We start from the raw sequence: 11,217 nt of genomic DNA on the forward strand, positions 1-11,217 counted from the left end.
ACTATTGGTCATTTTGTGAAGTTCGCACTATCGCGCTCGCCCGTTTGATCAAAAAGTAACAAGCGCCTAATGCAACAATGATAAAGCCTAAGCCAACAATCGCCATCGGGTCGTACTTTTCTAAGTCGAGTAAAATGACTTTGCGAGCAACGGCAATAACAGCAATCAACAAGACCACTTCGGCGTGAATCACGTTTTTCTTAAAATACATTTCAATTGATTCATGCAGCTCAAAACCAATCAAAATAATAAAAACAAAACCAAATATTCTAAACAACTCGTTAATTTCGAGAAACAGTACGCTATCTGTTGAGTCTGTAATTTCTTCAAACAACACAATAGCAAGCTCAATAACTGAAGCGAAAACAATTATCGACGTTAAGAATAAAACGAAAACTGTCATCCACTTTTTCAGCGTTCTGGTAATAGTTAGTACTCTGCTAATTTCTTTTTCCATCGGACTAAATCCTCGTAACCATCGCGATAAAAATCACACAGGGTTTAGCGTTTTATAAAATAGATTCACGTAGATAAAGTTAGTCTAGGTCAAAGACTTTTGCCTTATTTAATAATAAATTGGACAAAGCAAAGACAAGATCTTATAAATTTAACGTGGCGTATAACGGTATTGTGATGAAAAATAAATCGTTGGCCTAAACTAATTAGGATAGTTTCAAGTTTTCCCGTCAGATAATCATAGAGGAATGTGTACGTTGACAGAGACAAGTACAAAAACAGCAACGCACGATATACCCCTATCTAAAGAACAATCTGTCCGCAATGCGATAGCAGCCGAGCAATATCACTTTTTAGATTGCCTAGTCAGTGCCGTCTGGCTCTACGACATTGAGAACTATCACATTATTTGGGCCAATAAGGCAGCATTGTCGTTGTGGGAAAGTGAAGATTTAGCCGAGCTAGTCAGTAGAGACTTTAAACCCGGTTCGTCAGATGCTGTTCAACAAACCTTAATTGATTATCAGCAAATATTTAAAACCGGTAAGTCGCTCTCTCGCGTTTGGCGTTATTCCCCCAAAGGAATCCTCAAAGAAGTTTATTGCCAAATGTCCGGTTACCTGCTGCCCGATGGTCGCATCGGGTTACTGACAGAAGCGATTACCGTTGATCTTATCGACAACAACAAAAATGCTAGTTCTGTTATTACTCTGTCAACCTACCACTTAGACGGCAGCTTTATTTCGGGTAACCCACCATTTTTAGAAACGCAAAGCCCAGATTACCAGCATCTCGAATCACTGTTTGTTTCAAAGCAAGACTACCAAAAAGTGCGCAACATTATCGACCACACAGGCCGTTTTGAAGATGACATTCAAATATTCGTCAACCAACAAATATTGTAGCATCGATTGATTGTTAGCTATAGCGAGCAAGACAACATTGACACAACCTTATTGGTGCAACAGTTCAATATCGACGAGCGTAAACGCAAAGAGTTAGCGCTCGAAAAAGATGTCATTACCGATCCGTTAACTGGCTTACTCAATCGTAGGGGCTTAAATAACGCCGTCGGCCAAAAAGATAGTTTTGTTATCTTCTACCTCGATCTAGACGGTTTTAAACTCATTAACGATTCTCTTGGTCACGCCGTTGGCGACCAAGTGCTTCAACATTTAGCCGCTAAGTTAACTGGCTCAGAACTCAAACACGGCCTTGCTTGTCGATTCGGCGGTGATGAATTTATCTGGCTGGTTGATGAAGACAAGCTGACAACGAGTATCGAAGCAACCGCTAATTTGTTATTTCAGGTCATGAACGAACCATTTTTAGACAATGAAGGAAGGCCAATAAAAATATCAGCCAGTGTCGGCATTGCCAATTACCCTGCAGATGGCAATGACTTCAACGAACTTATTCTCAAAGCTGACGCCGCCATGTACCTTGCTAAAAAGCAGGGTAAACACCGCTGGGTAAATTATATTTCAGGGATGGAAAATACCTTACAGCGCCATAGTATGCTCGCGCAATACTTGTATAAAGCGCTTGATAACAACGAGTTTAGTCTGCACTACCAGCCCATTATTAACACCAAGACCAATACAGTTGATTCACTTGAAGCGCTGCTGCGCTGGCACAACTCTGAAATTGGTCCTGTGCCTGCTGATGAGTGTATAAAAGTTGCTGAAGAAATTGGCGTTATTGTCGCACTTGAACAATGGGTTATTGCAACCGCAATTGCTGACATTAAAGACTTTCAAAAGGTTTTTGGCAACCAGATAAAAGTAGCGATTAACGTTTCGAGTCACTTTTTAGCAAATTCAGCCTCTATCGACTTTATTGTTCAACAACTCGCAGTGAATCAACAAAATATATCGTCGATTAATATTGAGCTCACCGAAAGTGCCTTACTCGCAAATTTGAGTCATGAAAATAATATGGCTCAGCAGTTTAACCAGCAAGGCATAGCGCTGAGTATCGATGATTTCGGCACCGGCTTCTCATCGTTAGCTTACTTAGATCAAATCCCAGCTAAGTACATCAAAATAGATCGTTCCTTCACCAACAAAATTGAGTGTGATTCCACCATGCTAATTGGTATCCAACACTTAATACAATCTCTTGGCTTTAACACTATTGTTGAAGGTGTCGAAACCCTACAACAAGCCAAAATACTTCAAGAAATCGGTATAGAGCTCATGCAAGGCTATGGTTTAGCAAGACCTCAACCATTGTCCTACTATCAACAAACGTGCAACCTAGCTAATCTAGTATTAAAAATTTAACTGTTAACTAGGCACCAATCATGAACTTTTCGAGGTTATAGTTCTTCTTGCTCGGTAAGGTGTCTAGTCATACGCTCTTTAATTGCGCCATCAAGCTCAACTGCTTTACCGCTTTTCTGATCCATAACAACAAAGGTAATGTCAGCATCAGCAACTAAAATGTCTGTGCCTTTCACTGTAATTTTTTGATTAAATACCGCACTTTTTCCGCCTATTTTTTTCAGCCCCGTATTAATCGTTAACGTTTGCCCCATGGTCGCGGCAGCACGATAATTAATATTGATGTTAACAATCACCCAAGCTAAACCCTTAGATTGAAAATATTCAATATCACCAGTCTCTTCGAGATACTCCCAACGAGCCTCTTCCAAAAACTCTAGATAACGAGCGTTGTTCACATGCTGATAGATATCTAGATGAAAACCTCTCACTTTAATTTCTGATGTGTGACTCATAACTCTTTCCTATGATAAATGATCTTACAATCACTCTTATCTATGGTCTGATCAGTAAAATAAAAGTCGTAGCTTTGACAAATTAGTTATCTTCATCATAAGCCTCGCGAATAAAAGAAGCCTGCAAATCACTTACGCTTGTTACTACCTTGAGGTTTATATTGGCTTAGGCAGTATCCTCGGCTAACGTCACTGCTACGCAGCGCTTTGTGTTTAGTACTTCGCCCTGAAACGCGCCTGCGCCAGTTGTTAAAGCTTTTTCTATTGAGCTGACTGCGCATTAGTTTGATCACTTGTGCCTCAGTCAGTGAATAAAGCTGTTCAATTGCCTCAAACGGAGTTCTATCCTCCCACGCCATTTCAATAACCCGAGAGATATCGGCCCTCGACAACACCGTCATAACGCATCGCTCCCATTAAAACTGTTGCCAAGCTCGGCATAAGGTAAAAATAATTGCCGAACATTTACTTGCGCGTTCAGCTTAGCTGCTAGCAGATAAAGCCCAGCTGTCTTGCGGTGAATAAAGATGGCGTCAACCGGTGGCGTGTGCCATTGATGTTTTTCTCGGTTAATCGCCAAGCCTTTGTCTTTGATTTTCTGTGCTAAACCACTGTTGGCAAAGTCGTACTCACCATCTACGTCGAGTGGCTGACAAGCCAGTATCAGTACATCAAGAATCTGCTCGAGATAATCACAGCTAATGTCATCATCAAAAAAACCTATCGCTTTAGCGGCCTCAACCATAGCGCTTTTATCTCGTTTCATGCCCGCGGTGATTAGTTTAAGGTAACCAGTGCTTACATCCTTTGGAATCTCTCTAGTCGCGCCAAAATCAAGTAAAACAACGCGGTCACTCTCCTCTTGATATAAATAATTAGCAAAATTAGGATCGGTTTGCATTAATCGAAAGCGAAATAGCTCATCAAAAAACAAGGTAATCAACTGACGGATGACTCGGTTTTTAGTGGCCTGAGGTTGGTTGACAATGGTATCAATCGCAACCCCATCGAGATATGACATCACTAAAATTTCACTTTGACTGTAGTCTGGATAAACCTCTGGAATAACGAAACAGTCACTGGTTATTTGACTGCGATACAAGTCGATGTAGCTGGCTTCTAAGCGATAATCAGCCTCCGCCAATAACTGCTTTTTGGCTTCAGCCAATAACTGATCAATCTGAATGTGCTCAGGCAGTAAACCGGACATTTTTAATAACAACGCGACATTATCGACATCACTATTAATCGCTTTCGCAATGCCAGGGTACTGCACTTTTACCGCAACTTTTTCGCCAGAGTCTAAATAGGCGAGGTGAACCTGACCAATCGATGCCGAAGCAAACGGTGACAATTCAAAATGGCTAAAGCCGTCGAGCCAATTGTCACCCCAAGCCATTTTTAGCTCAGCAACTAGTTGTTTGTGTGGCATAGCACTGGCGTTATCGCGCAGTGTTGCTAACAACTGGCTCAGCTCAGGGGGTAGCAAGTCACCAGCATCCATCGACAACAGTTGACCTAACTTCATTACCGCACCACGAAGTTCAGACAGTTTACTGGCTAATTGTTCAATATTTCTCGGTTGTAGTAAGGAGCGTTTTAATGATGGCGATTCACCACTGGCAAGTTGCTTTGCTCCAGACAAGACAACATTACCAGCAACTTTAGCTGCCAAACTGCCAAATGTGGTTAATCTAGCCAAGCGAGAACTCGGCACTTTTTTAGGGCGGTGGCTGAAGCTTTTATTCGATTGTGACAAGTTGGTTTCCGACAACGGCTAAGTCTGGAAATTTACGTGATAATCGCCAATCCTGATCAAATCACATTGCCAACAATTGAACACTTGCTCGATTTTAGTGAGATTTTATCTTAAAAAGGGTGTGCGGTTAATGGAGTAATGCACAAAACGGTTACTGCTGTTACTGCTCTGCTAATTGCTCGCTTAACGCGTCGATAATGCGCTTATGACGCATCTTTACTGCCGAGAGTTTCATATCACTAATATCGGCAATTTCTTGAAACTCTAACCCAGTGCGGTAACGCAAAAGCATAATATTGCGATCGGTAAAATTAAGGGTTTCAATCAAGTCTTGAATAATTTGCTCAAAATCGTCATTGCCATTATCAATACTAACACTGGGCTCTTCGAGCTTTTCTTCGTCTCGGTAAAAATCCTTTTGTCGCTCTCTGAGCTTATTAATACATTCGTTATGGGCAATTTTAAACAGCCAAGCTTGAAAGGATACCGTCCATTTGAAGTTTTTTAGGTGCGACAAGACCTTGATGATAGTTTCTTGAACTACATCCTCTGCATCGGCATTGTTTTTGAGCAGTTGACTGCAATAACCTTTGAGTTTAGGTAAATATGGGCCAATCAACTGCTGAAAGTGGCGGGTGTCATATGGCAGGTTTTCCTGCACTAATACGACAAGCTCACGCTCATTCTTTATCGTCAAATCCGATATCGCCTGCGCCTGTTGATTTAGTCACTTTGTTAGCGAGTAAAAAGGTATTGGGCACCGTAATTACATCGCCATCAGCGGCCATAATTTTACAAGCGACACTACCGATACTGACGAGCGTACCTTTAATGTCTTTGATGGCAATGGTGTCACCAGTTTTATACATTTCGCGCAAGTAAACACCGGCAACAATTTCTTGTGCCATAGATTTGGTGCCGATACCGAGCGAAATTGCCGCCGCCAGACCAACACTGGCAATAACCACAGAAATAATGGTGTTGACCAATGACACGTCAACATCAAGTTGAGTAATAGTTAACGACAAGGTGATAACAATAATGATACCGCGGCTGACTTCAGCGACCGAGCGACCGTAATCAACACCGGTATTTTTCGACGCGATTTTTACGCCGTTATAAACCACCTGAGCAACAACAAAACCGGCAATTAATACCGCTAATGCCGCCAGCAATTTAGGCAAGAATAAAACAAAGGTATCAATCATGCCCGAGAGAATAGTCAACCCCAAAATATCCATGGCGGCGAGTAAGAAAATCAAAAAAGTAAAGGTCGAGATAATCGAAGCAATAATGTAGCTGCCAGAAATACTCAACTCCATTTTTTTAGTCAGTTGATCAAAACCGAGTTTTTCCAACAAGCTATTAAAACCAAGCTTAATTAGTCCTTTGTCGATAAAGCGCTTGATCAATGAAGAAATCAGCCAGCCCAGCAAGAGAAACAACAAGGCGACAATTAAGTCTGGAATAAAGGCAACAGCTTCTTGCCAGATGGCAACTAAGCCAGAATATGTTTTGTCAGTAATGGTTGAAACTTCCATTATTTGCTCCTGTTTTTAGCCATGGTTTTAAACACCGGCTTTAATAAATTCATAAAAATGCTGGCAAATACTACCCAGATCGATGCCAAGCCTAATGAGATAAAATCTTTTCCGCCCTGCTCAACACTCACTGTTGTCACGGCGCGCTGTATTAATTGCTCATCTGAGCGTTCAAAATTCTGCTCAGGTTCAGCCTGTAAGCCTTTTCGCAGGCGTTGTTCTAAGTCTTGCATGTAGATTCATCCAACTTTTTTGCTGAGTTAATAAGTTAACGCAGCAGTGTTCAAGAAGTCACAATTTAATGCGTCAATATTCAAAACTGTGTCATTTTGCCAGCTGATCTAAGAGATAACACAAACTTTTTTGAAAAAAATAAAAATAATTTGTGACTTTTGCCAAAGCCCGTCGTTATAGCCCCAGTAAATTAATTTTCTACTCGCAGTTTTATATACCCAAACTGCCTCAGGATACATGATTCAGCGCTGTCACAGGAGCCTAGTATCAAGGCGCAGCTAGCAGGAATGGTTGCTCCCTTTCAATTAGCTGCAACGCGGAGAGTAAGTTCCTGTGAAGCGCCCGAAGGGTTGGTTTAAAAGACGATTTATACAGCGTTATTGATTTTAACAAGGGAATAACCATTCTTTGCAATCAATGCCTTGTCTAAATCGCTTTTAACTCCAACTGAACAGGCATCTTGAGGTAGCTTGGGTATCAAACTTTTTATCAATTTTTATCCGACATTTTATTGGACATATAAGACCTCTCAGAAGGGGAATGGAGCTTTATCATGAAAATATTAAAAATCTCAGCATTAGCCGCTTTAATCAGTGCACCACTTGCGGCACAAGAAACCGATCGCCAATGGGAATTAGCCGTTTTTAGTGAATACGTAAGATCAGCCTCTGCAAAAGAGTTTTTATCAGACTGGCAACAAGTTGAAGCTGGCGGCTCAATTGGTCTTGATTTACGCACTGCTATTAATGAGTACTGGGATGCTCGCGCTGAATTTGCTTTCACCAAATACGACATTCGCAATGGCAACGGTATTAAAGACTCAAACCGATACGGTTTAGACGCGCTTTATCATTTTTATAACAGTGACTTATACGCCTTTGTCGGTTACAAGCGCTTTAACAACGTCAGACACTACAATGCAATCAACGTCGGTGCTGGTTACAACTTTCAGTTAAGCGACAAAGCAAGCTTATTCACCGAAGCTGCAATATACAAAGATGTCAACTACGGCTATATCGACCAAGGCATAAAGCTTGGCTTTAAATACAGCTTTGGCGCCACTAGCCCAAGTCCAGTTAAAACCAACACACAAACCGATTACACTGCACCCGCATCAACTTCTGAGCCGGTAAAGCCTGAGCCAACAAAAACCGTATTGGATAGCGACAATGATGGCATTAGCGACAATATTGACCAATGCCCTAATACACCAACCACCGACAAGGTAGATGCCAACGGCTGTACTTTATTCAAAGAAAACCAAGTAGCAATTACCTTGGATATTAGCTTTGCCAACAACAGCTCTATTATCAAAGCCAGTGCGATTAACGACATTGAGCGCTTAGCGCAATTTATGGACAAGTACCAAGACACTAGCGTCGTCATTGAAGGACACAGCTCGGCCGTGGGTAACGATAACTACAACTTAATGTTGTCGCAAAAGCGCGCTAATGCAGTTAAAGCAATGTTAATTGAAAAATTTGATATTGCTGAAAATAGGCTAACCGCTAAAGGTTATGGCGAAACCCAGTTGTTGTCAGCAGGTAATAGCGCCGAAGATCATCAACTCAACCGTCGCGTTGTCGCTCGCATTGAGACCATAGAAAAACAAGCGATTCAAAAGTAATTACATAGACTATACCCAAACTACTTCAAGATACGCAGTTCAGCGCTATCACAGGGATTTAATATCAAGGCGCAGCTAGCAGGAATGGTGACTCCCTTTCAATTAGCTGCAACGATGAGAGTAAGTTCCTGTGAAGCGCCCAAAGGGTTGGTTTAAAAGATAATTTATGCGGCGTTATTGATTTTAACAAGGGAACAACCATTCTTTGCAATCAATGCCTTGCCTAAATTACTTTTAATTCCAACTGAACAAGCATCTTGAAGTAGCTTGGGTATAAAAACCGATTGGGGAGTTTTGTACTCCCCATTTATGAAACATTTGTGTAGTCATTGATTTAACATTGAATAAATGTGACTGTAGAGACTACTCTTAAGAAACTAAGTTTAGGAAAAACAATGAAAAAAGCAGGATTAATCTTATCAGTATTAGCCTTGAGCGCATGCTCAAAAGTTACCCAAGAGAACTACGATAAGCTAGAGTTGGGTATGGACAGTGAAAAAGTGAGTGAAATACTGGGCACTCCCGCTGAGTGCTCAGAAAACTTAGCCACTAAAACTTGCCTGTGGGGACAGGAACAAGGCAGTTATATTCAAGTATCGTTTGTTGGCAACAAAGCAGCGATATTTAACAAAAACGAGCTCAAATAACAGGTTCAAACTACTGAGCTATTTAATAATGCAAATCAGTGCATTTATCAAAACTGCACTGAGTTGTTAACGTTAAAGACAAAACAACAATAACTGAGGGTAAAACTCATGGATACAATAGTAAACTGGTTCAATGACAACCAAGGCCTTTTGATCGAGTTCGGCATCAAACTTGTCGTCGCATTACTGATCATTTTTATTGGTAAATTTATTTCAAAACTGATTAGCCGTGGTGTCAGTAAAGTGATGGCCCACAAAAAGGTCGACGATGCGGTTATCTCGTTTATCGCCAACTTGGTCTTTGGCATCGCCTTTACCATCACCATCATTGTCGCGATTTCGCACCTTGGCTTTAATACGTCTTCCTTAGTAGCCATTGTTGGTGCCGCCGGTTTAGCAGTTGGCTTAGCACTGCAAGGTTCGCTGTCTAACTTTGCTTCTGGCGTATTAATTATTTCTTTTAGACCGTTTAAATCAGGTGACTTTATTGAAGTCAGCGGTACCTCAGGTATCGTCGAAGAGATTTTGATTTTCTCTACTAAATTGCGCACGCCAGACAACAAAACCGTGATCATTCCAAATGGTGCAATTACTAGCGGCACTATCACTAACTACTCGACTAAGCCGACAAGACGCATCGATTTGGTGATTGGCGTTAGCTACGACGCTGATTTACAGCAAACCAAGACCATTTTAACTGACATCATCAACAGCGACGAACGCGTGCTGAAAGATCACGACAACACAGTTGCAGTGAGTGAACTTGCCGATAGTTCGGTTAACTTTGTTGTTCGCCCTTGGGTAAATTCTGGTGACTACTGGCCAACCTACTTCGATTTAATGGAGCGCATCAAAATGGCATTAGACGAAGCTGGTATTGAAATTCCTTACCCGCAAATGTCACTACACATGAATCACGGAGACAAAAATGAAGCTTAAGTTAACCCTCAGTGCGCTTGCATTATTACCACTAGCGACCTTTGTTCAAGCTGAGGAAACTGAAGAAAAACCTGCATTTACTGCCTCGGCAGAGTTTGGCGCTTTGTATCGCACCGGCAATACTAAAAGTGCTGACATTAAAACGGGTTTATCGCTGCGACACGAGAAAGATAAATGGCGCAGCTCAGCAAAGTTCGATTTGTTAGTGAGAAAAACTGAGGAAACCAACAGCAGTGGTGAAGAAGAGTTTACCACTTCTGACCAACGCTGGAGCTTAGACGGTAAAACCAACTACACCTTGAGTGCAGACGGCAAAAATTACCTCTACGGTAACCTCTACTACAGCGAAGATAGATTCAACGGTTTTGAGAGCCAAAGCACCATTTCTGGTGGTTGGGGTCGTCGCTGGATCGACACTGAAAAAACTAAGCTCGATATTGACATTGGTCCGGGTTTTAAACGAGATGTTTTAGAGGCAACAGCTTCACAGCCGAAAGACACACAAAATACCTTTATTGTTCAAGCACAAGGTTTGTATACCCATCAAATCAATGAGCATGTTGAGTTTAGACAGCTACTTAGCGCCAAATATGCACCTAAAAGTGGTGAAAACAGCATTTACAAAAGTGAATCCTCAATTACGACTAAGCTAATTGAAACGATTCAACTGCGCTTTGCTATCACCATAGATCACAACACCGAAGTACTGCCGGGCCGGGAAAAAACTGACACTCAAACGAGCATGACGCTGGTTTATAACTTTTAATTGAGCATCAACAAGGACGTTGGTAAACCGTGAGGAATTATTATGAGTTCAAACAATATTAGTATTTTAAATTTAATTTTAGCCATTTTATTACCACCACTTGGCGCATTTTTACAGGTTGGTTTAAGTAAGCACTTTATTATTAACCTAATATTGACCTTGTGCGGTTTTTTACCGGGCGTTATTCACGCAATTTGGCTGGTGGTAAAAAACAAAAAAGGCTGAGTTTCAGCGACTAATTAAAAAACACTTTTTACAAAGAATAAAACAAAGGAAAATCAACATGAAAAAAATCGCAACACTTGTCTTGGCATTATCGTTCGGCCTTGCTGGCTGTGCACCAGAAGTTGGCTCAAAAGAATGGTGTGAAGATCTAAAAGAAAAAGACAAAGGCCAATGGACTGCTGAAGAAGCTAAAGACTTCACTAAGCACTGTATTTTTTAATCAGTAATCGCTAGCAGTCGACTGTTGCTGACATTTGGCTGCTAGTTTCACCTCTTTATTGAC

The 11,217-nt window shown here is 41.2% G+C and carries 15 protein-coding genes; 8 read left to right on the forward strand and 7 right to left on the reverse strand.

Annotated features, from left to right (window positions below):
- Position 1: 1 nt before the first annotated feature.
- Positions 2–457, reverse strand: a complete 456-nt coding sequence (locus J7384_RS04150; RefSeq protein WP_209111611.1) for a phosphate-starvation-inducible PsiE family protein — start codon at positions 455–457, stop codon at positions 2–4.
- 256 nt (positions 458–713) lie between these two features.
- Between J7384_RS04150 and J7384_RS04155 the strand changes: the two genes are divergently transcribed.
- On the forward strand, positions 714–1,361 hold the full coding sequence (locus J7384_RS04155; protein ID WP_209111612.1) for a PAS domain-containing protein: 648 nt from the start codon (positions 714–716) through the stop codon (positions 1,359–1,361).
- Positions 1,362–1,367: 6 nt separating this feature from the next.
- Entirely contained in the window at positions 1,368–2,741 is a 1,374-nt protein-coding gene (locus tag J7384_RS04160) for an EAL domain-containing protein (RefSeq protein WP_209111613.1), read from the forward strand.
- A 35-nt stretch (positions 2,742–2,776) separates the two neighbouring features.
- On the opposite strand, the gene J7384_RS04165 is transcribed toward J7384_RS04160, so the two are convergent.
- The 6 genes from J7384_RS04165 to J7384_RS04190 all read right to left on the reverse strand — a co-directional run bounded on the left by J7384_RS04165 (position 2,777) and on the right by J7384_RS04190 (position 6,729).
- Positions 2,777–3,196 carry a thioesterase family protein gene (locus J7384_RS04165; RefSeq protein WP_209111614.1) on the reverse strand — a complete coding sequence of 140 codons (420 nt, stop codon included), beginning with the start codon at positions 3,194–3,196 and terminating at the stop codon, positions 2,777–2,779.
- A gap of 128 nt (positions 3,197–3,324) precedes the next feature.
- Positions 3,325–3,597 (reverse strand): TIGR03643 family protein, encoded by a 273-nt coding sequence (locus tag J7384_RS04170; protein WP_209111615.1) that lies wholly within the window; start codon positions 3,595–3,597, stop codon positions 3,325–3,327.
- Positions 3,594–4,955, reverse strand: coding sequence for an AarF/ABC1/UbiB kinase family protein (locus tag J7384_RS04175; RefSeq protein WP_209111616.1), 1,362 nt, complete (start codon positions 4,953–4,955; stop codon positions 3,594–3,596). Before J7384_RS04175 ends, J7384_RS04170 begins: the two co-directional genes overlap by 4 nt.
- Positions 4,956–5,115: 160 nt before the next feature.
- Positions 5,116–5,652 carry an RNA polymerase sigma factor SigX gene (gene sigX / locus J7384_RS04180; RefSeq protein WP_209111617.1) on the reverse strand — a complete coding sequence of 179 codons (537 nt, stop codon included), beginning with the start codon at positions 5,650–5,652 and terminating at the stop codon, positions 5,116–5,118.
- Entirely contained in the window at positions 5,636–6,496 is an 861-nt protein-coding gene (locus tag J7384_RS04185) for a mechanosensitive ion channel domain-containing protein (protein ID WP_209111618.1), read from the reverse strand. Before J7384_RS04185 ends, sigX begins: the two co-directional genes overlap by 17 nt.
- Positions 6,496–6,729, reverse strand: a complete 234-nt coding sequence (locus J7384_RS04190; RefSeq protein WP_209111619.1) for a hypothetical protein — start codon at positions 6,727–6,729, stop codon at positions 6,496–6,498. The genes J7384_RS04185 and J7384_RS04190 overlap by 1 nt, the downstream gene beginning before the upstream one ends.
- 554 nt (positions 6,730–7,283) lie before the next feature.
- Between J7384_RS04190 and J7384_RS04195 the strand changes: the two genes are divergently transcribed.
- The 6 genes from J7384_RS04195 (at position 7,284) to J7384_RS04220 (ending at position 11,154) form a co-directional block, all read left to right on the forward strand.
- Positions 7,284–8,357: an OmpA family protein gene (locus tag J7384_RS04195; protein WP_209111620.1), complete on the forward strand. Its 1,074-nt coding sequence runs from the start codon at positions 7,284–7,286 to the stop codon at positions 8,355–8,357.
- 395 nt (positions 8,358–8,752) lie between these two features.
- Positions 8,753–9,004 carry a hypothetical protein gene (locus J7384_RS04200; RefSeq protein WP_209111621.1) on the forward strand — a complete coding sequence of 84 codons (252 nt, stop codon included), beginning with the start codon at positions 8,753–8,755 and terminating at the stop codon, positions 9,002–9,004.
- 108 nt (positions 9,005–9,112) lie between these two features.
- Entirely contained in the window at positions 9,113–9,943 is an 831-nt protein-coding gene (locus tag J7384_RS04205; RefSeq protein WP_209111622.1) for a mechanosensitive ion channel domain-containing protein, read from the forward strand.
- Positions 9,933–10,709, forward strand: a complete 777-nt coding sequence (locus J7384_RS04210) for a DUF481 domain-containing protein (protein WP_209111623.1) — start codon at positions 9,933–9,935, stop codon at positions 10,707–10,709. The genes J7384_RS04205 and J7384_RS04210 overlap by 11 nt, the downstream gene beginning before the upstream one ends.
- A gap of 57 nt (positions 10,710–10,766) precedes the next feature.
- Positions 10,767–10,934 carry a YqaE/Pmp3 family membrane protein gene (locus J7384_RS04215; RefSeq protein WP_209111824.1) on the forward strand — a complete coding sequence of 56 codons (168 nt, stop codon included), beginning with the start codon at positions 10,767–10,769 and terminating at the stop codon, positions 10,932–10,934.
- 58 nt (positions 10,935–10,992) lie between these two features.
- A complete protein-coding gene (locus tag J7384_RS04220; protein WP_209111624.1) occupies positions 10,993–11,154 on the forward strand; it encodes a DUF3012 domain-containing protein in 162 nt (53 codons plus the stop codon).
- Positions 11,155–11,217 lie beyond the last annotated feature (63 nt).

Origin of the sequence: Endozoicomonas sp. G2_1 (assembly GCF_017744155.1) — a bacterium.
GTDB lineage: Bacteria > Pseudomonadota > Gammaproteobacteria > Enterobacterales > Alteromonadaceae > JAGHQT01.